Below are 19,761 nucleotides of genomic sequence, written 5' to 3'. Positions count from 1 at the left end.
GCGGGTGCGCCGCGGCGGTCGGGTGTCGACGCCCCACGAACCCGCCTGGCCGCGCCCCGCCCCCGGAAACGACGAGGCCGGACACGCTGGCCCGGCCTCTTTGTCACTGCTGTCACGGCTGCGTCCGACGCGGCTGCGGCGGCCCGCACCATCCGCTCAGCGGCGCGGCAGCGTGTCGCGCGGCATCTGCTCGTCGTCGCCCATCAGGTGCCGGCGCCCTTTGATCGGCCGGCGGATCGCCGCGGCGACTTCCGCTTCCGTCACGTCCTCGGACACGACCTTGCGCGCCAGCCGCCCTTCTTCGTCGATCCATTCGACGATCCGGCATCCGCCGCCCCACGGCTGGCGGATCGGCTCCGACACGCGGCAGCCGCGCAGGTTGTAAAGGCGTCCGCCAGGCGCTTCCCCATACGATTTCAACATAGGTTCCCTTCGCATTGCGCGGTTCGACAATCCGGCCAAGGATAGGGAAAAGCGATGTCCGGCGGGTTACATCAGCCTACATATTCTTTACAGCGAATTACGCGACAGATCGCCCGGCTCGATACGGCCCGTGCACGGGCCGGGCCGCTCATTCAAGATCGCGCACGCGGTCGATCGCCTGCTCGAGCCGCTCGACGGCCATCACGTTCAGCCCTTCGATCGGCTGCTTCGGCGCATTCGCCTTCGGAATCAGCGCGGATGTGAAGCCGAGCTTCGCCGCTTCGCGCAGCCGCTCCTGCCCGCGCGGGGACGGCCGGATCTCGCCCGCCAGACCCACCTCGCCGAACACGATCAGCCCTTTCGGCAGCGCCTTGTTGCGCATCGACGAGTGAATCGCGAGCAGCACCGCGAGGTCGGCGGCCGGCTCGGTGATCTTCACGCCGCCCACCGCGTTGAGGAACACGTCCTGATCGAAGGCCGCGATGCCCGCGTGCCGGTGCAGCACCGCGAGCAGCATCGCGAGCCGGTTCTGCTCGAGGCCGACCGCGAGCCGGCGCGGGTTCGGCACGTGCGCCGTATCGACGAGCGCCTGGATCTCGACGAGCAACGGGCGCGTGCCTTCCTGCGTGACGAGCACGCACGAGCCGGGCACGACCTGCTCGTGCTGCGACAGGAACAGCGCGGACGGGTTGGCTACGCCGCGCAGCCCGCGCTCGGTCATCGCGAACACGCCGAGCTCGTTGACCGCGCCGAAACGGTTCTTGAACGCACGCACGAGCCGGAACGACGAATGCGTGTCGCCCTCGAAGTACAGTACCGTGTCGACGATGTGCTCGAGCACGCGCGGGCCGGCAAGGTTGCCCTCCTTCGTCACGTGCCCGACCATGATGATCGCGGTGCCCGACTGTTTCGCGATGCGCGTGAGCTGCGCCGCGCATTCGCGCACCTGCGCGACCGAACCGGGCGCCGACGTGAGCGCGTCCGAATAGACGGTCTGGATCGAGTCGATCACGGCCACGTCCGGCCGCTCCGCATCGATCGCGGCCTGGATCTTCTCGAGCTGGATCTCGGCGAGCAGCTTCAGTTCGGCCGCCGGCGCGCCGCCGTCGAGCAGCGCGAGCCGTTGCGCGCGCAACGCGATCTGCGCGGCCGATTCCTCGCCGCTGATATAGAGCGCGCGCCGCTCGCTCGCGATATCCGCGAGCGACTGCAGCAGCAGCGTCGACTTGCCGATGCCCGGATCGCCGCCGATCAGCACGACGCCGCCCGGCACCAGCCCGCCGCCCAGCACGCGGTCGAATTCGCCGATGCCGGTCGAGAAGCGCGGTACGTCGGCGGCCTCGATGTCGACGAGGCGCTGCACCGGCGCGCGCTTCGCGAGCGACTGGAAACGATGGGCGGCCGGCGACTCGGCAACCGATTCGACGAGGGTGTTCCACGCCTGGCACGACGGGCACTGGCCCTGCCATTTCGGGGTCTGTCCGCCGCACTCGCTGCAGACGTATACGGTTTTCTGTTTGGCCACGCGCGACGCCCTTATTCCGCTCGCACCGGCACGCGGGCGGCGACCGCGCACATCAGCTCGTAGCCGATCGTCCCGCAATGGCGCGCGACGTCGTCGATCGGCAGCGCGTTGCCCCACAGCTCGACGTGCGCGCCGACGCCGGCCTGCGGGCACGGCGTCAGGTCGACGGTGATCATGTCCATCGACACGCGGCCGACGATCCGCGTGCGGATGCCGTCGACGATCACGGGCGTGCCTTCCGGCGCGACGCGCGGATAGCCGTCCGCGTAGCCGCACGCGACGACGCCGATGCGCATCGGCGCCTGCGCGGAGAACGTCGAGCCGTAGCCGATCGCCTGCCCCTTTCCGATCGTCTGCACCGCGATCAGCTCCGACGCGAGCGTCATCGCCGGCTTCAGCCCCGTGTCCGCGATGTCGGACGACAGCCCGGACGGCGACGCCCCATACAGCACGATCCCCGGCCGCACCCAGTCGAAGTGCGTATCCGGATGCCACAGCACGGCCGCCGAATTCGCGAGACTGCGCGCGCCGGCGATGTTTTCCGCGCCGCGCTCGAACGTCGCGAGCTGCTCGGCGACGCCGCGCTCGTTGTCCGCGTCCGAAAAATGGGTCATCAACGTGATCTGGCCGATGCCGGGGCACGCGCGGGCGCGCTCCCAAGCGGCGCGGTATTTCTCCGGCACGTAACCGAGCCGGTTCATCCCGCTGTTCATCTTGAGCTGCACGTTGACGGGCTTCGACAGCCGCGCCGTTTCCAGCATCCGCATCTGCTCGTCGTTGTGGACCGTCGTGGTCAGGCTGTAGCGGTCGATCACGTCGATGTCGGTCGAACGGAAGAAGCCTTCGAGCAGCAGGATCGGGCCGGCCCAGCCGAGCTCGCGCAGCTTCACGGCCTCGTCGAGGTCGAGCAGGCCGAAACCGTCGGTGCCGCGCAGGCCCGGAAACACGCGGGCGAGACCGTGGCCGTACGCGTTGGCCTTGACGACCGCCCAGACCTTGGACGGGCCGGCAAAGCGGCGGACGACGGAGAGATTGTTCGCGAGAGCGGCGGTGTGGATGGTGGCGGAGATCGGGCGCGGCATGGGAAATTTACGTAAAGACGCTTGCGAATCATCAGCTTACCGCGCCTTTTGAGCACCGAAGCCGACAATTTGCGGAACGATCGGGGAATCTTGCTAGTCCGAATTCGCGTATTTTCATGTTATAAAGCCGTGCGCACAACCCATTTCGAACGGAATAAGCCGATCGCATACCAGGCGGCCTACGCGGCCCTGCCGCAGCGACGAAAGCATCGCATCAGATGAAAAAAGGTTTTTACACCATCATGGCCGCGCAGTTTTTTTCGTCGCTGGCCGACAATGCGCTCCTCATCGCCGCCATCGCCCTGCTGAAAGATCTCCACGCCCCCAACTGGATGACACCGCTGCTGAAGCTGTTCTTCGTGTTGTCGTATGTGGTGTTGGCGGCGTATGTCGGTGCGTTCGCGGATTCGCGTCCGAAGGGCCGCGTGATGTTCATCACGAACTCGATCAAGGTGATCGGCTGCCTGATCATGCTGTTCGGCGCCCACCCGCTGATCGCGTACGGCATCGTCGGCTTCGGCGCGGCAGCCTACTCGCCGGCCAAGTACGGCATTCTCACCGAGCTGCTGCCGGCCGACCGGCTGGTCGCCGCGAACGGCTGGATCGAAGGCACGACCGTCAGTTCGATCATCCTCGGCACCGTGCTCGGCGGCGCGCTGATCAGCCCGCACATCGCGTCGCACGTGATCGCGCACACGCCCGCCTGGATCGGCACGCCCGCCGAAGCGGCGATGGCGATCATCATGGCGATCTACGTGGTCGCCGCTCTGTTCAACCTGCGCATTCCCGACACGGGCGCCCGCTATCCGAAACAGGAGCGCGGCCCGGTCAAGCTGCTCACCGATTTCGCCGACTGCTTCATGGTGCTCTGGCGCGACAAGCTCGGCCAGATCTCGCTCGCGGTCACGACGCTGTTCTGGGGCGCGGGCGCGACGCTGCAGTTCATCGTGCTGAAGTGGGCCGAGGTGTCGCTCAACATGTCGCTGTCCGAAGGCGCGATCCTGCAGGCCGTGGTCGCGGTCGGCGTCGCGGCCGGCGCGATCGCCGCCGCCGCCCGGATCCCGCTGAAGAAGTCGCTGACCGTGCTGCCCGTCGGCATCATCATGGGCATCGCGGTGATGCTGATGGCGTTCTACACGCGCGACCTGTTCCCGTCGCACTGGGCCGTGCATGTCGGCCACCTGCGCCTGCCGTTCTACCTGATCGTCGCCTACATCTTCCTGATCGGCGTCGGCGCGCTGTCCGGCTACTTCGTCGTGCCGATGAACGCGCTGCTGCAGCATCGCGGCCACGTGTTGCTGTCGGCCGGCCATTCGATCGCGGTGCAGAACTTCAACGAGAACCTGTCGGTGCTCGTGATGCTGTGCCTGTATGCGGTGCTCGTGTGGCTCGACGTGCCGGTCGGCGTCGTGATCGTGCTGTTCGGCACGTTCGTCTGCCTGACGATGTGGCTCGTGATGCGCCGCCATCAGGCGAACCAGCGTCAGTTCGACTCGGTCGCGCTGATCGGCGAATCGCGGCACTGACGCTACACTGTCCGTTTCCGTCCGCCGGCGCCGGGCCTCGAACCGGCGCATTGCCCTCATGACGCACCCGATACCCAACATCCTGACGATCGCCGGCTCCGATTCGGGCGGCGGCGCGGGCATCCAGGCCGACCTGAAGACGTTTTCCGCGCTCGGCGCGTATGGCGCGAGCGTGATCACCGCGCTGACCGCGCAGAACACGCGCGGCGTGACGGGCGTGCATGCGCCGGACGCCGCCTTCGTGACCGCGCAGCTCGACGCGGTGTTCGGCGACATCCGCATCGATGCGGTCAAGATCGGGATGCTCGCGAACGCGGCGATCGTGCAGGCGGTGGCCGACGCGCTGCGCCGTTACGCGCCGCGCTTCGTCGTGCTCGACACGGTGATGATCTCGAAGAGCGCGCACGCGCTGCTCGCGCCCGATGCCGTCGACGCGCTGCGCGACACGCTGCTGCCGCTCGCGACGGTCGTCACGCCGAACCTGCCCGAGGCAGCCGCGCTGCTCAACGACGCACCCGCCACCACCGAAGACGACATGGTCCGGCAAGGCCGGGCCTTGCTTCAGACGGGCGCACGCGCCGTGCTGATGAAGGGCGGCCACCTGCCCGACGCGTCCGCGAGCCCCGACTGGCTCGTCGAAACGACGCGCACCGTGCGGCTCGACGGCACGCGCGTGCCGGTCAGCAACACGCACGGCACCGGCTGCACGCTGTCGTCGGCGATCGCGGCGCTGCTGCCGCAGCAGCCCGACCTCGAAAGCGCGGTACGCGAGGCCAAGACCTACCTGACCGGCGCAATCGCCGCGAGCGCCCACCTCGACGTCGGCCACGGCGTCGGCCCGGTCCACCACTTTCATCGCTGGTGGTGAGCGGCCGCTCGCGCGGCGTCAGCGATCCTGTGCGGCGAACGCCTGCGCGCGCGCCGGCCAGTCGTCCGGCACGACAAAACCGCGCGCCGTCTCGCGCCACGTGCCGTCGCCGGTCCTTTCGTGGATCGCGATCAGGTCGGGCGCTCCGCGCGCCGCCAGCACGGCCGGCAACTCCGGTGCGCTCGCCAGCGGCTCGGGCTCGAAACCGGCGTCGGCGACGGCACGCCGCGGCGCCAGCCACGCCAGTCGCGGCAACACGCTCCATGCGGCGCCGTCACGCTGCGCGGCCGCCCACGCCGGCCACTGCGCGTGCGTGAGCCAGAAACCGCGCGGGTGATCCGGCGCGATTTCGGCGGATACTGGCAACACCGGCGCGCCGTGCGGATGGAACAGCCAGCCCTTGATGAACATCTGCGCGTCGGACGGCGCGCCGTAGCCGAGCCGGGCAAAAGCGTCGTGCTGGCCGAGCCGCAACTGGTGGTCGAGCAGCCGGCTGCGCTTGCGGTCGAAGCGGTCGACGAGATTGGGGCCGACGAAGTCGGCGAGCGCCGCGCCGCCGCGCACCGGCGCGCACAGATAGCACTTCACCGCGAGTTCCCAGTGCAGGCGCCGGCCGTCCGGCGCATCGACCAGAAAATCGACTTCACCGAGCGTGCGGCCATTGCTGCGCAGCGGCAGATTGGCCGCGACGAGCCGCAGCGCCGGCCCGTGCGTCAGAAAGTATTCGAGCAGGCATTCGGCGTAGCGGCCGAGCCGCGTGGGCCGGAACCCGTCGAGCGCGCGATGCAGCGGCCCGGGGTGCGCATCGAGCGCGGCAAGCCAGGCTTCGACGGCCGCTTGGCCCGCCGCATCCGGCCACGGGCGCGCGAGCGGCGCGCCCGGTACCGCGGTGAGCAGGCTCGGGCTGGCCAGCAGCCAGCCCAGATCGCGCACCGCGACGTCATGCAGCGTATCGACGAACGCGTACGCCGCGCCGGTCGTCATGGCCCGGTCGGACCGTTCGCGTCGGCGCCTTGCGCACGCCGGAACGTGTCGCGCGCGAGGCACAGGTCGGCCCACGCCTTCGCCTTGTCCTGCAGGCTGCGCAACAGGTAGGCCGGGTGGTACGTGACGATCACCGGCACGCCCTCGTACGCATGCACGCGGCCGCGCAGCGACGCGATGCTCGCGTCCGTCTTCAGCAGCGTCTGCGCCGCGAAACGGCCGAGCGCGACGATCAGCTTCGGCTTCACGAGCGCGACCTGGCGCTGCAGATACGGCTCGCAGCGCGCGACCTCGTCCGGCTCCGGATTGCGGTTGCCGGGCGGCCGGCACTTGATCACGTTCGCGATGTAGACGTTGTCGCCGCGCTTGAGCGACAGCGACTGCAGCATGTTGTCGAGCAGCTTGCCGGCCTGGCCGACGAACGGCTCGCCCTGCTTGTCCTCGTTCTCGCCCGGCGCTTCGCCGATCAGCATCCAGTCCGCTTCGCGGTCGCCGACGCCGAATACGGTGTTGGTCCGCTTCTCGCAGAGGCGGCACAGCGTGCAGCCGGCCACGCGCTCGGCCAGCGCATCCCAGTCGAGCGCGGCGACCGGCATGCCGGCGGGGCGCGATTCGACGGCCGGCACGGGCACGGATTCGCCCGGCGGCGCCGCGTCGAACCACGCGAAATCGTCGTCACCTGCCGGCGGCGCGTCACCCTTCGGCGGCATCGTATCGGGCGATGCCGCCGATGCGGTCGATGCGGCCTGCTCGGGCGGGCGATCGCGATCGACGACGCCGTGCGCCGCCGGCGACTCGCGAGCCGGCACACCGCCGGCCGCGCCATGCGCGACGGCCGCGGGCGCATCGTCCCGCACCGGCGCCCGCGCGGCGCGCACCGGCCGCTCGGCCGCGACGGCGTGACCATCGTCGGCCGTCGCGGCCTGTACGACGGCCGGCGCGTCGGCGGCCGCGCCTTCGTCCGCGCGCTGCCCGCGCCGCACCCAGATTTGCGCGAGACCCAGTTCCTCGAGCGCCGCTTCAGCCCACGCCATGCGTGTCCCCCTCGTCCTTGTTCAGCGTCAGACGCATCACGATCGCGTCCTCCCGGCTGCGATGCTTCGCCGGATAGTAATTCTTGCGCCGGCCGATCGTCACGAAGCCGAAGCGCTCGTACAGATGAATCGCGCGCGAATTGGTCGGCCGCACTTCGAGCAGCACGCCGTCGAGCCCCTCCGCGCGCGAAATGCGCACCGCCTCGCGCAGCAGCGCGAGGCCCGCGCCCGCGTGCTGCGCGGCCGGCGCGACGCACAGGTTCAGCAAATGCATCTCGTCGATCACGGGCATCAGCACGCAATAGCCGACGAGCGACCCCGTCACGTGCCGCAGGCACACGCCCAGATAGCCGTTGCGCAATGAATCCTCGAAGTTGCCGCGGCTCCACGGAAATTCGTACGCGACGTGCTCGATCGCGACGACCTCGTCGAGATCGGCGTCCGTCATCGGCGCCAGATAGCGGTCGCTCAGCAGGACGCCCGTCATCCCTTCGCCCCGCCCGTCTGTGCCGCTCGTGCCGCGACGCGCTCGGCCGTGGTCTGCGCGACCTTGTCGCGCACGTATTCGGGTGCGGCCTGGTCGGCCGGCACTGCACGCCCGGCGCGGAACGCGCGCAGCGCGGCATGCGCGACCGCCAGCGCATGCGGCAGCGCATCGCCGTCGATCGCGGCTGCCCGCGCGGCGGCCGGCAATTGCGCGCCGAACGCCGCGGCCGCATTGCCGGCGAGCGTGAACGGCGCGTCGGGCACGCCGACGGCGCCCGGTGCGTCGAGCGACGCCGGATGCCGCGTGCGCCAGTCGCCGGCGGCGGCGTCCCATTCGAAATCCGCCCAGTAGGCTTCGTCCATCCGCGCGTCGAGCGCGGCGAGCACGCGGGTCGTACCAGGCGTACGCAGCCGCGCATGTTCGGCGCACGCGAGCAGCGTGCCGATCGGCACGACCGGCAGCCCGGCGCCGAACGCGAGGCCCTGGGCAATGCCCGTCGCGGTCCGCAGGCCCGTGAACGAGCCCGGGCCCGCGCCGAACGCGATCGCGTCGCAGTCGGCGAGCGTCAGCCCGGATTCGGCGAAGAGTTCCTGGATCGCCGGCAGCACGCGCGTGCTCGACACGGCACCCGTCAGCTCGTGACGGACCCAGGTTTGCGGGGGGGAAACGGCGTCATCGGCGTGGGCCGAGCGCAGCAACGCGACCGAGCAGTATTCGGTCGACGTATCGATGGCGAGGAGCACTGTTTGCGTCATGGGCGACATTGTAATGCGCCGCCCCGCTCCCACGGGCGATCGGGCCCGATCTGTCGCGCGTGCGGCGTCGCCCGCAGTTTGGAAGGATCGCTCGACCCCGCGCGGCGGTCCGCTTGTTAAGATCGGCCGACCTGAAACCCTTACGGAGACACCCGATGAGCGACCTCACCGCGCAATTCGACCAGGCCCAGATCGACGTCAAGCAACTGACCGAACGGCCGGGCAACCTGACCCTGCTGCGCCTGTATGCGCTCTTCAAGCAGGCGACCGACGGCGATGCGCACGGCGACAAGCCCGGCTTCACCGACATCGTCGGCAAATACAAGTACGATGCCTGGGAAGCCCTGAAGGGCACGTCGCAGGATGCGGCGAAGCAACAGTACGTCGAACTCGTCGAATCGCTGAAAAACGGCACGGCGTCCTGACCGAATCACGGTCATCGCAATAGGCAATCAAATCAGTGGCGCAGCGCAGCAAATTTCTTTATAATGCTGCCTGCGTCATCTCCCGCGCTCGGCTCGCAAGCCGTTCCGGCCCGACGCCTCGTAGCGTTAAGCTCCAATCCGGTTTAGAACCTGTCCCCTCCTGCTTCGACCCTTGCGGTCGTCAACTAGGCTGGCGGCCCCGCTCCTGAAGCGCGCCGCACCCAAAACAGCTTCTAATGCCTCATCCGCCGACGGTTCGGCGGATTGCACCCGTTTCCCGATTTGCTCGCTGAATCCGACGACTTGGGTATGCGCGATTGGCGCCGACGTTTCACCCACTGTGTTTCAAGGATTGTTATGACTTCGAGCATCAACACCAGCCCGCTCAACGCGATCGCCGACCAGGCGCTCGGTCTCGACGCCGCCGCCGCACCGGCCGCGATCGAACCGGCGTCGGACGAGCCGAGCTTCGCGTCGCTCGGGCTGTCGCCGGAGATCGTCTCCGCGCTGCAGGCCGCCGGCTACGTGAAGCCGACGCCGGTCCAGCAGCGCGCGATTCCGGCCGGCATCGCCGGCCGCGACCTGCTGGTGTCGAGCCCGACCGGTTCGGGCAAGACGGCCGCATTCATGCTGCCCGCGATCGAACGTTTCGCGCAGCTCCAGAAGACGCAGGCGCAGCAACCGCGCGCGCCGCGTGAACCGAACCAGGGCGATCGCCGCGCGCGCCGCCCGCAACCCGTCGCGCGCCCGGGCCTGCTCGTGCTGACGCCGACCCGCGAACTCGCGATGCAGGTCACGACGGCCGCGTCGACGTACGGCAAGCACCTGAAGCGCCTGCGCACGGTCAGCATCCTCGGCGGCGTCGCCTATGGCCAGCAGCTGATGCTGCTCGCGAAGAACCCGGAAATCCTGGTTGCCACGCCGGGCCGCCTGCTCGACCACCTCGAGCGCGGCCGCATCGACCTGTCGGAACTGAAGATGCTGGTGCTCGACGAAGCCGACCGCATGCTCGACATGGGCTTCATCGAAGACATCGAAACGATCGTCGCCGCCACGCCGGAATCGCGCCAGACGATGCTGTTCTCGGCCACGCTCGACGGCAAGATCGGTTCGCTGACGAGCCGCCTGCTGAAGGATCCGGAACGCATCGAGATCCAGCAGCGCCTCGAATCGCGCGCGAACATCGCGCAGACCGTCCACTACGTCGACGACCGCGATCACAAGGATCGCCTGCTCGATCACCTGCTGCGCGACGACGCGCTCGACCAGGCGATCATCTTCACGGCGACCAAGATCGACGCCGACCAGCTCGCTGGCCGTCTCGCCGACGCAGGCTTCGAATCGGCCGCGCTGCACGGCGACCTGCCGCAGGGCGCGCGCAACCGCACGATCCGTGCGCTGCGCGAGCGCCGCGTGCGCGTGCTGGTGGCCACCGACGTCGCGGCACGCGGCATCGACATCCCGGGTATCACGCACGTGTTCAACTACGACCTGCCGAAGTTCGCGGAAGACTACGTGCACCGTATCGGCCGTACCGGCCGCGCAGGCCGTTCGGGTATCGCGGTGAGCCTCGTGCATCACGCCGAGCAAGGCGCGCTCAAGCGCATCGAGCGCTTCGTGCGCTCGCCGCTGCCGGTCAACGTGATCGAAGGCTTCGAGCCGCGCAAGGCGCCCCCGCGTAACGGCGGCACCGGCGGCCGCGGCCGTCCGGGCGGCGGTAACGGCGGTCGTCGTTTCGGCGGCAAGCCGGGCGGCGGTTATGGCGGCAGCGGCAACGGCCGCAGCTACGGCGGCGGCAATGGCGGCGGCTGGAGCGGCAAGCCGGGCGGCAGCCGCGATGGCGGCCCGCGTCGCGACGGCCAGCGCAGCGGCGGCCCGCGCCGCAGCAATTCGGCATCTTAAGCACACACGGGCGGCCATCGGCCGCCCAGCGGATCGGCAACCCGCCCATCCAGCCGACCGGCGCATCCGCGCCGGTTTTTTTTCGTCCCTTCCGTATATTTCACAATACGGAAAAATTTTTTGTGTCGTAAAAAATCATGCTGCACGGCACAACCCACGCGATTGCAGGATAGGAAAATGCATTTCTTATCTCGAAACTACGCACGCAAGCCATTGATTCAAAACAATTAAAAAATTAAGCACCTCACGAACCGGCCCCTGTTTCACTCCCGTCGATTTGCCTAGACTCTTATACAAGACTTCACGAAACGGAACGCACTGCTTCCCCGCTTCGCGAACAGCATCACCGTCAGATTCGGCAGGCATACATCGCATCAAGGAGCTCATCATGTCGCGTCAGCAACAGGCACAGGAACTGCAACAACAATGGGAAACCGATCCGCGCTGGAAGGGCATCAAGCGCAGCTACTTGGCTGAGGACGTGGTCCGCCTGCGCGGCTCGGTCCCCATCGAACACACGCTGGCCAAGCGCGGTGCGGAAAAACTGTGGAGCCTCGTCAACAACGAGCCGTTCGTCAACGCACTCGGCGCGCTGACCGGCAACCAGGCCATGCAGCAGGTGAAGGCCGGCCTGAAGGCCATCTACCTGTCCGGCTGGCAAGTGGCCGGCGACGCCAACGTCGCGGGCGAAATGTACCCGGACCAGTCGCTGTATCCGGCGAACTCGGTGCCGCTCGTCGTGAAGCGCATCAACAACACGCTGACGCGCGCCGACCAGATCCAGTGGTCGGAAGGCAAGAACCCGGGCGACGAAGGCTACGTCGACTTCTTCGCGCCGATCGTCGCCGATGCGGAAGCCGGTTTCGGCGGCGTGCTCAACGCGTTCGAGCTGATGAAGGCGATGATCGAGGCAGGCGCATCGGGCGTTCACTTCGAGGACCAGCTCGCGTCGGTGAAGAAGTGCGGCCACATGGGCGGCAAGGTGCTCGTGCCGACGCGCGAAGCCGTCGCGAAGCTGTCGGCCGCGCGTCTCGCGGCCGACGTGATGGGCACGCCGACCGTGCTGATCGCGCGCACCGACGCGGAAGCGGCCGACCTGATCACGTCCGACGTCGACGACAACGACAAGCCGTTCCTGACGGGCGAGCGCACGGTGGAAGGCTTTTTCCGCACGAAGCCGGGCCTCGAGCAGGCGGTCTCGCGCGGCCTCGCGTATGCGCCGTACGCGGACCTGATCTGGTGCGAAACGGGCAAGCCGGATCTCGAGTACGCGAAGAAGTTCGCGGAAGCGATCCACAAGCAGTTTCCGGGCAAGCTGCTGTCGTACAACTGCTCGCCGTCGTTCAACTGGAAGAAGAACCTCGACGACGCGACGATCGCGAAGTTCCAGAAGGAACTCGGCGCGATGGGCTACAAGTTTCAGTTCATCACGCTGGCCGGCTTCCATGCGCTGAACTACTCGATGTTCAACCTCGCGCACGGCTATGCCCGCACGCAGATGAGCGCGTTCGTCGAACTGCAGCAGGCCGAGTTCCCGGCCGCCGACAAGGGCTTCACGGCCGTCAAGCATCAGCGCGAGGTCGGTACGGGCTACTTCGACGCGGTCACGCAGACGGTCGAACGGGAAGCGTCGACGACCGCGCTGCACGGGTCGACCGAGGACGAACAGTTCTTCGACGGCAAGAAGGTCGCATAACGCGCGCAGGCGCTACGCCGATGCCCGCCGCGTCTCGCGACGCCGCGGCGTCGGCCACCGGAACAACAATCAGGGAGGAGACGGCAGGCGCGCGAGTCCCATCGCGCGACCGGCCGCGCGGCCTGCGGGCCGCCAGCAACGATGCGCGCCGGCTTGGTCCGGCGCGCCCTTTTTCCGCGGTGCAGCCGCCCGGCCACGGCCGGCGCTGCCCTACCGATAGACGATCACCGGAATTTTCGTATGGGTCAGCACGCGCTGCGTCTCGCTGCCGATCAGCAGGCTGCCGAGCCCGCGGCGTCCGTGGGACGCCATGAAGATCACGTCGCACCCGCCGCGTTCGGCCGCCTCGATGATGCCGAGATACGGCGACGGATGCACGCTCGTCCACGTGTCGCACGCGACCCCGGCCGCCTTCGCGGCCGCTTCCACCTCGTCGAGATGCGCACGCGCCTCGCGCTCGCTGCGCGCGCGGAAATCCGCGGGCGGCTCGATGATCACTTCGGAAAACGGCGAGTACGGGTATTGCGGCAGGCACGCGTAGGCCGTCACGCGCGCGCCGACCGCGCGAGCCAGATCGATCGCACCGTCGATCGCCTTTTGCGACAGTTCGGAACCGTCGGTTGGAACGAGGATGTGCCGGAACATCGCGCCCTCCTTCGTCGATTGCACGCCACACGCCGCGGCGCCGGCCGAGCCGGCCGCGACACGGCGCGCATGCCTCTTACGATTGTAGTGCGCGAAACCGCGCACGCCGCGCCGCCAGCGGGTTCGCCCTCATATCGGAAACACGCGGGCGCGCGTCGCCTACCCGCCCCAATAGCCGGGTCGCTCGTACGTATGCTTCAGGTAATCGAGAAACAGGCGCACGCGCAACGGCAGATGCCGGCGCTGCGGAAACACCGCATGGATGCCGATCGGCGGCGCGGCGAATGCATCGAGCACGCTGACGAGCCGGCCGGCCGCGATGTCCTCGCCGACTTCCCACCACGAGCGCCACGCCAGGCCATGGCCGGCGAGGCACCACTCGTGCAGCACCGCGCCGTCCGAGCATTCCATCGTGCCGTTCACGCGGATCGACACGACCTTGCCGTCTTCCTGGAACGTCCAGCCGCGCTGCTGGTTCGCGTTCGCCGCGAGCGCGAGGCAGTTGTGCCGCGCCAGTTCCGCGAGCGTGACCGGCATGCCGCGCCGCTCGAGATATGCGGGAGACGCGACGCACACGCGGCGATTCTCGCCGAGCTTCAGCGATACCAGCGACGAGTCGGGCAGCTCGCCGAGCCGCACCGCGCAATCGAATCCTTCGTTGACGAGATCGACCATCCGGTCGGACAGGTCGAGCGTGACCGACACGTCCGGGTGCCCGACGCTGAATTCGGGCACGAGCGGCGCGACGTGTCGGCGGCCGAAGCCGGCTGGCGCGGAAATGCGCAGGTGGCCGCTGGCCTTCACGCCGCCGGCGGACACGCTCGCTTCCGCGTTCTGCATGTCGTTGATGATGCGCTGGCAATCCTCGAGAAACGCCGAACCCTCGAACGTCAGCGTGAGCTTGCGCGTCGTGCGCACCAGGAGCTTGACGCCGAGCCGCTCCTCGAGCGCGTCGAGGCGGCGGCCGATGATCGCCGGCGCGACTCCTTCCGCATGTGCGGCCGCCGACAGGCTGCCTTTTGCCGCGACAGCGGCGAACGTTTCGATCTGTTTGAACCGGTCCATGACGCTCGCGAGAGGACGGCATCGCCGCCCTTCAAATAGCTTGAGCCGCTCAGATTAGGTATATGAAAGTAAAAGATCAAGTGATGTTTAGCGTATTTTTTAGCATCTTCTATCACGAATACAATCGACCCGACCTCTGAAACTGGAGCGCAAGGCTATGTCGGCCACAACGACACTCTCCTCTCCCGACGCCATTCTCTTCGACGCATTCGGCACGTTGTTCGACGTGCGTGCCGTGCTGGCCGCGGCAGAGCAGATGTTCCCCGGACACGGGGAACGGTTGTCGCAGCTGTGGCGACGCAAGCAGATCGAATACTCGCAGCTGCGCACGCTCGCCGATCCGGCCGGCGCGCACTACCGCCCGTTCCGGGACATCACGCTCGATGCGCTGCGGTTCGCCGCGCGCCGGCTCGGGCTCGTGCTGAACGGCGCGGCCGAGAAGCGGCTGATGGACGAATACGCGTGCCTGTCCACCTATCCCGATACGGTGCCCGCGCTGCGTAAGCTGCGCGCGCTCGACCCGCGCCGGCCGCTCGCGATCCTGTCGAACGGCACCCCGCAGATGCTCGACATCGCGATCAAGAGCGCGGGCATGTCCGGCCTGTTCGATCGCGTGCTGTCGGCCGACACCGTGCGCGCGTACAAGCCGAGTCCGGCCGCCTATGCGCTCGGCACCGCCGCGTTCGGGGCGAACCCGCGCGACATCGTGTTCGTATCGTCGAACGCGTGGGACGTCGCCGGCGCGACCTGGTTCGGCTACACGACGTTCTGGCTCAACCGCACGGGCGCGCCCGCCGAGGAGCTCGGCGCGCCGCCCGACGGCGCCGGCACCAGCATGGCCGACCTGCTCGCCTTCCTCGCCACACCCGCCCCGGCTCCGTCCGGCAGACCCGCGAACCGCACGCGCCCCAGCCCGGGTGCATGACGCTCGCGGATGCCGCCTTCCCCCTTCACCGAAACCGCAACTGACCGACCAAGGAGATGAGACTCATGAGCACCCCGATCACGCTGCCGCAAGGCATGACGATCACCGGCGAAATCAAGCCGGGTTACGAAGCGATCCTGACGCCCGACGCGCTGGCACTCGTCGCGGCGCTGCACCGCGCGTTCGAATCGCGTCGCCAGGCGCTGCTGCAGGCCCGCGTCGAGCGCACGAAGCGCCTCGACGCGGGCGAACGCCCTGATTTCCTCGCCGAGACGAAGGCGATCCGCGAAGGCGACTGGAAGGTCGCGCCGCTGCCGGCCGACCTGCAATGCCGCCGCGTCGAGATCACGGGCCCCGTCGAGCGCAAGATGATCATCAACGCGCTGAACTCGGGCGCCGATTCGTACATGACGGACTTCGAGGATTCGAACGCGCCGAGCTGGACGAACCAGATCGACGGCCAGATCAACCTGAAGGACGCGGTGCGCCGCACGATCTCGCTCGAACAGAACGGCAAGTCGTACAAGCTGAACGACAAGGTCGCGACGCTGATCGTGCGCCCGCGCGGCTGGCACCTCGACGAGAAGCACGTGACGGTCGACGGCCAGCGCGTGTCCGGCGGCATCTTCGATTTCGCGCTGTTCCTGTTCCACAACGCGAAGGAATTGCTCGCGCGCGGCTCGGGCCCGTACTTCTACCTGCCGAAGATGGAAAGCCATCTCGAGGCGCGCCTGTGGAACGACATCTTCGTCGCCGCGCAGGAAGCGGTCGGCGTGCCGCGCGGCACGATTCGCGCGACGGTGCTGATCGAGACGATCCTCGCCGCGTTCGAGATGGACGAGATCCTGTACGAGCTGCGCGAGCACAGCTCGGGCCTGAACGCCGGCCGCTGGGACTACATCTTCTCGGCGATCAAGAAGTTCAAGAACGACCGCGACTTCTGCCTGGCCGACCGTTCGAAGATCACGATGACGGTGCCGTTCATGCGTGCATACGCGCTGCTGCTGCTGAAGACCTGCCACAAGCGCAACGCGCCGGCGATCGGCGGGATGAGCGCGCTGATTCCGATCAAGAACGATCCGGAAGCGAACGACAAGGCGATGGGCGGCGTGCGCTCGGACAAGCAGCGCGACGCGACCGACGGCTACGACGGCGGCTGGGTCGCGCACCCGGGCCTCGTGCCGATCGCGATGGAGGAATTCGTCAAGGTGCTCGGCGACAAGCCGAACCAGATCGCGAAGCAGCGCGACGACGTGCAGGTCGAAGCGAAAAACCTGCTCGACTTCCAGCCGGAAGCGCCGATCACCGAAGCCGGCCTGCGCAACAACATCAACGTCGGGATCCACTACCTCGGCGCGTGGCTCGACGGCAACGGCTGCGTGCCGATCCACAACCTGATGGAAGACGCGGCGACGGCCGAGATTTCCCGTTCGCAGGTGTGGCAATGGATCCGCTCGCCGAAGGGCGTGCTCGACGACGGCCGCAAGGTCACGGCCGAGCTCGTGCGCGAATTCGCGAAGATCGAACTCGACAACGTGAAGCGCGCGGTCGGCGGCAACACGCAGCCGTACGAACGCGCCGCGGCGATCTTCGAGCAGATGTCGACGTCGGAAGGCTTCACCGAATTCCTGACGCTGCCGCTGTACGAGGAAATCTGACGGCACGTCCGTTGCGATCGGCGGCCGGCCCCACGCCGCACCGCCGGCCGCATGGAGGACGGCATGAAGGAAGCGCCCCGCGGGGCGCTTCCTTTTTGCGGCGATGCCAGCCGCCGCCGGCAGGCACGCTCAGGCGGCGGCTTCCTGCTCGCGCCGGTGCTGGACCCAGTCGCCCGACGTGATGCGCGGGCGCCCGGCTGCCGCGTGCGCGGCGACCGGATAATACAGGCAGGCATACTGCCGGCCGCCGAGCTCGACCGTTACCTCCTGCGGCTTGAACAGCGAGTCGACGCCCGGATAGACGCGCTCGATCTCGTCGAGCACCGGGACGAGCCGCTCGCCGACCTCGTAGACGTCGCCCCACACCAGCGACTTGCCGACCGTCCCGGCAATCATGCCCGGATACGTGCCGAAATCGTACAGCTCACCCGGCAGCGCGGCAGCGCCCAGCAGCGTCGGCGCGGCGATGCCGTGGCGGGCGGCCGCATGGCCGATGTCGTTGGCCTGTCCGGCTCTCAAGGTGCCATAGACGAATACGTGGCGCATCGTGGTTCTCCTCTTCAATTCGTGTGTTGCCGTGTTTGCGTGCGATCGGTGCGCGATGGGCGCGATCTGGCGCACGCATCGATAGACCGCGATACCGGCCCGATGGTTCGAACGGTCGCGCGCGCGGCTGCGGCGCCGCTCCGGATTCGCCGATGCCCACACAAAGTTCATTTGAACCCGGCATGATGACCCGACAAACCGCCGCATGCGCACGCGCTGCGCCTTCTAAAATGACGGCATCGCCGCCGCGCCGCCCGAACCGTTCATGAATCCGCCCGCTCCAGCCGACGTATCGAACCCGTACGACGTCATCGACATCCCGCCGGAATTCGCGCCGACCGCCGTTCATCCGATGCGCGTGCGCGCACGGCAGGTCGATGCCGGCCACCGCATTCCGCTGCACACGCATGCGTGGGCGCAACTCGCATACGCATCGCGCGGCGTGCTGCGCGTGGCGACGACCGGCACGACCTGGATGGTGCCGCCGTCCCGCGCGATCTGGGTGCCGCCGCACGTGACGCACGAAGTCACGATCGTCGAAGAGGCCTACTTGCGCACGCTGTACATCGACGAATCGATCGTGCCGGGCGGCCTCGATGCGTGCCGCGTCGTCGAGGTGACGGGGCTGCTGCGCGAACTGATCGTCGCACTCGATGCGCGCGAGCTGAGCACCGCGCGCGAGCACCTGCTGTGCGGGCTCGTGCTGGACGAACTGAGTCATGCCGAACCGTTGCCGCTCGCAGTGCCGATGCCCGACGAGAAACGGTTGCGTCTTCTGTGCGAATCGGTACTCGCGCATCCCGCACATGCGGAGTCGCTCGAACACTGGGCGAGCGAGGTCGGCGCGAGCACGCGCACGATCTCGCGGCTCTTCAAGCAGGAACTCGGGGTGAGCTTTTCGCAGTGGCGTCAGCAGGCGCTGCTCGCGCGGGCGATCCCGCTGCTGAACCAAGGGCGCCCGCTGTCGCATATCGCGCGCGAACTCGGCTACCAGAGCCAGAGCGCGTTCTCGGCCATGTTCCGCCGGGCATTCGGCGAAAGCCCGCGTGCGTTCATGCTGCGCGGCTACGAACATCGAGGCCCGGAAGGCCGCGGCGCGGACGACGACGCGCGGGACGACGACGGCGCGATCGACACGGCGCGCTGACCCTCGCGCGCCGGCGCGCCGGGCCGTCAGACCGGCCGCACCATGTGGCGGATCGAGCCGAGTTGCGCGAGCCGCGGGCCGGTCACCTGGTAGCCCATGCGCAGGTACAAACGCGCGGCAGGGTTGTCGACGAACACGCGCAACTGCAGTTCGTGCAGCCCGCGCGCACGTGCCCAGCGATGCGACATCTCGAGCATGTAGGTGCCGGCGCCCTGCCCGCGATGGCCGGCCGCGATCTGCACGTCGCGAATATGCAGCGAATCGCCCTCCTCGGTCACGCGCAGCACGCCGATGCGCTCGCCGTCGGCCTCGAGGATGAAGTTTTCGGATTCGCGCCAGCTCGCATAGAACAGGTCGCTGCGCCATACGAGCCCATGGCGCTTGTAGTAGCCGCCCATGTTGCCGTGCGTCAACGCTTCGGCATACGGAAAATCATCGGGCTCCGCGGGCCGGAGCTGATACAGGAGTCGCAGGTCGGTCGGATCGAGCATCGCGCAGGAGTCGGAAACGCATCCCGCCACGATAGCGCAGTCGCGTACGGATGCAATCGCGAATTTCTCGTAGGGGCGCGGTGCTCGATGCAGCATGCGGGACCACAACGCACAAACAACAATGCCCGCACGAGGCGGGCATTGTTGTTTGTTTGGCGGAGCGGACGGGACTCGCCCACATCCTGCAGGCCGCGGTTGCGCGTGCACGCGCAACCCTTCGAGTCCCGCCGGAAGCCGCGCAGGCGCCTTCCTCCACTCCGCAGTCACGCGCCCGCCAGCGGGCGCAAAACCACAACGCACAAACAACAATGCCCGCACGAGGCGGGCATTGTTGTTTGTTTGGCGGAGCGGACGGGACTCGAACCCGCGACCCCCGGCGTGACAGGCCGGTATTCTAACCGACTGAACTACCGCTCCAGTCTTGCTGCTTGCCTGGCAGGCGTCGGTTACCTCCTGCCGGCGCGTCGTTTGTTCGAACGACGCCGAAATCTGGCGTCCCCTAGGGGATTCGAACCCCTGTACTCACCGTGAAAGGGTGATGTCCTAGGCCTCTAGACGAAGGGGACAACGTACTGCT

At 68.0% G+C, this 19,761-nt stretch carries 19 protein-coding genes and 2 tRNA genes; 8 read left to right on the top strand and 13 right to left on the bottom strand.

Annotated elements, in window-relative coordinates:
- Positions 1 to 156 precede the first annotated feature (156 nt).
- The 3 genes from KPB06_RS14060 to alr form a co-directional block, all read right to left on the bottom strand.
- Positions 157 to 423 (bottom strand): DUF2866 domain-containing protein, encoded by a 267-nt coding sequence (locus tag KPB06_RS14060; protein ID WP_006488228.1) that lies wholly within the window; start codon positions 421 to 423, stop codon positions 157 to 159.
- A gap of 148 nt (positions 424 to 571) precedes the next feature.
- Positions 572 to 1,948: a DNA repair protein RadA gene (gene radA, locus KPB06_RS14055; RefSeq protein WP_059573682.1), complete on the bottom strand. Its 1,377-nt coding sequence runs from the start codon at positions 1,946 to 1,948 to the stop codon at positions 572 to 574.
- An 11-nt stretch (positions 1,949 to 1,959) separates the two neighbouring features.
- Complete coding sequence (alr, locus tag KPB06_RS14050; protein WP_059573681.1) at positions 1,960 to 3,030, bottom strand: alanine racemase; 1,071 nt, start codon at positions 3,028 to 3,030, stop codon at positions 1,960 to 1,962.
- Between the two features lie 218 nt (positions 3,031 to 3,248).
- On the opposite strand from alr, the gene lplT reads away from it, so the two are divergent.
- Positions 3,249 to 4,556, top strand: a complete 1,308-nt coding sequence (gene lplT / locus KPB06_RS14045; protein ID WP_059573680.1) for a lysophospholipid transporter LplT — start codon at positions 3,249 to 3,251, stop codon at positions 4,554 to 4,556.
- A gap of 58 nt (positions 4,557 to 4,614) precedes the next feature.
- Entirely contained in the window at positions 4,615 to 5,424 is an 810-nt protein-coding gene (gene thiD, locus KPB06_RS14040) for a bifunctional hydroxymethylpyrimidine kinase/phosphomethylpyrimidine kinase (RefSeq protein WP_059573679.1), read from the top strand.
- Between the two features lie 18 nt (positions 5,425 to 5,442).
- Here thiD and KPB06_RS14035 read toward each other — a convergent pair whose 3' ends face one another.
- From KPB06_RS14035 to tsaB, 4 genes are read right to left on the bottom strand one after another with little or no spacing between them, the layout of a single operon-like run.
- The gene (locus KPB06_RS14035; protein ID WP_059573678.1) at positions 5,443 to 6,408 is read right to left on the bottom strand and encodes a DUF1853 family protein; all 966 of its coding nucleotides are present in this window, start codon (positions 6,406 to 6,408) and stop codon (positions 5,443 to 5,445) included.
- Entirely contained in the window at positions 6,405 to 7,442 is a 1,038-nt protein-coding gene (locus tag KPB06_RS14030; RefSeq protein WP_059573677.1) for a uracil-DNA glycosylase, read from the bottom strand. The genes KPB06_RS14035 and KPB06_RS14030 overlap by 4 nt, the downstream gene beginning before the upstream one ends.
- On the bottom strand, positions 7,429 to 7,929 hold the full coding sequence (gene rimI / locus KPB06_RS14025) for a ribosomal protein S18-alanine N-acetyltransferase (RefSeq protein WP_059573676.1): 501 nt from the start codon (positions 7,927 to 7,929) through the stop codon (positions 7,429 to 7,431). Before rimI ends, KPB06_RS14030 begins: the two co-directional genes overlap by 14 nt.
- Entirely contained in the window at positions 7,926 to 8,693 is a 768-nt protein-coding gene (gene tsaB, locus KPB06_RS14020) for a tRNA (adenosine(37)-N6)-threonylcarbamoyltransferase complex dimerization subunit type 1 TsaB (protein ID WP_104012035.1), read from the bottom strand. Before tsaB ends, rimI begins: the two co-directional genes overlap by 4 nt.
- 146 nt (positions 8,694 to 8,839) lie before the next feature.
- Between tsaB and KPB06_RS14015 the strand changes: the two genes are divergently transcribed.
- The 3 genes from KPB06_RS14015 (at position 8,840) to aceA (ending at position 12,707) form a co-directional block, all read left to right on the top strand.
- Positions 8,840 to 9,109: an acyl-CoA-binding protein gene (locus KPB06_RS14015; RefSeq protein ID WP_011885170.1), complete on the top strand. Its 270-nt coding sequence runs from the start codon at positions 8,840 to 8,842 to the stop codon at positions 9,107 to 9,109.
- Between the two features lie 357 nt (positions 9,110 to 9,466).
- The gene (locus KPB06_RS14010) at positions 9,467 to 11,011 is read left to right on the top strand and encodes a DEAD/DEAH box helicase (protein WP_059573674.1); all 1,545 of its coding nucleotides are present in this window, start codon (positions 9,467 to 9,469) and stop codon (positions 11,009 to 11,011) included.
- A gap of 388 nt (positions 11,012 to 11,399) precedes the next feature.
- A complete protein-coding gene (gene aceA, locus KPB06_RS14005) occupies positions 11,400 to 12,707 on the top strand; it encodes an isocitrate lyase (RefSeq protein WP_275920459.1) in 1,308 nt (435 codons plus the stop codon).
- Between the two features lie 210 nt (positions 12,708 to 12,917).
- On the opposite strand, the gene KPB06_RS14000 is transcribed toward aceA, so the two are convergent.
- Together KPB06_RS14000 and KPB06_RS13995 are read right to left on the bottom strand one after the other, a co-directional pair.
- A complete protein-coding gene (locus KPB06_RS14000; protein ID WP_011549516.1) occupies positions 12,918 to 13,352 on the bottom strand; it encodes a universal stress protein in 435 nt (144 codons plus the stop codon).
- A gap of 159 nt (positions 13,353 to 13,511) precedes the next feature.
- Positions 13,512 to 14,417, bottom strand: coding sequence for a LysR family transcriptional regulator (locus KPB06_RS13995; protein ID WP_059573672.1), 906 nt, complete (start codon positions 14,415 to 14,417; stop codon positions 13,512 to 13,514).
- A 157-nt stretch (positions 14,418 to 14,574) separates the two neighbouring features.
- On the opposite strand from KPB06_RS13995, the gene KPB06_RS13990 reads away from it, so the two are divergent.
- Positions 14,575 to 15,342 carry a haloacid dehalogenase type II gene (locus KPB06_RS13990; protein WP_104012034.1) on the top strand — a complete coding sequence of 256 codons (768 nt, stop codon included), beginning with the start codon at positions 14,575 to 14,577 and terminating at the stop codon, positions 15,340 to 15,342.
- 65 nt (positions 15,343 to 15,407) lie between these two features.
- Positions 15,408 to 17,000, top strand: coding sequence for a malate synthase A (aceB, locus tag KPB06_RS13985; RefSeq protein WP_104012033.1), 1,593 nt, complete (start codon positions 15,408 to 15,410; stop codon positions 16,998 to 17,000).
- A gap of 129 nt (positions 17,001 to 17,129) precedes the next feature.
- On the opposite strand, the gene KPB06_RS13980 is transcribed toward aceB, so the two are convergent.
- Positions 17,130 to 17,546 carry a gamma-glutamylcyclotransferase family protein gene (locus tag KPB06_RS13980; RefSeq protein ID WP_104012060.1) on the bottom strand — a complete coding sequence of 139 codons (417 nt, stop codon included), beginning with the start codon at positions 17,544 to 17,546 and terminating at the stop codon, positions 17,130 to 17,132.
- Between the two features lie 265 nt (positions 17,547 to 17,811).
- Here KPB06_RS13980 and KPB06_RS13975 point away from each other — a divergent pair, with 265 nt between their 5' ends.
- Entirely contained in the window at positions 17,812 to 18,693 is an 882-nt protein-coding gene (locus KPB06_RS13975) for an AraC family transcriptional regulator (RefSeq protein WP_059573670.1), read from the top strand.
- A gap of 26 nt (positions 18,694 to 18,719) precedes the next feature.
- On the opposite strand, the gene KPB06_RS13970 is transcribed toward KPB06_RS13975, so the two are convergent.
- From KPB06_RS13970 to KPB06_RS13960, 3 genes are all read right to left on the bottom strand, one after another.
- The gene (locus KPB06_RS13970) at positions 18,720 to 19,184 is read right to left on the bottom strand and encodes a GNAT family N-acetyltransferase (protein ID WP_059573669.1); all 465 of its coding nucleotides are present in this window, start codon (positions 19,182 to 19,184) and stop codon (positions 18,720 to 18,722) included.
- A gap of 340 nt (positions 19,185 to 19,524) precedes the next feature.
- Positions 19,525 to 19,601 (bottom strand) — tRNA-Asp (locus tag KPB06_RS13965).
- 73 nt (positions 19,602 to 19,674) lie between these two features.
- A tRNA-Glu gene (locus KPB06_RS13960) sits at positions 19,675 to 19,750 on the bottom strand.
- Positions 19,751 to 19,761: the final 11 nt, after the last annotated feature.

It is taken from the genome of Burkholderia semiarida, assembly GCF_029268935.1.
GTDB classification, from domain to species: domain Bacteria; phylum Pseudomonadota; class Gammaproteobacteria; order Burkholderiales; family Burkholderiaceae; genus Burkholderia; species Burkholderia semiarida.
The sequence above is the reverse complement of the archived record's forward strand: the minus strand, read 5'-3'. Positions and strand labels throughout refer to the sequence as shown.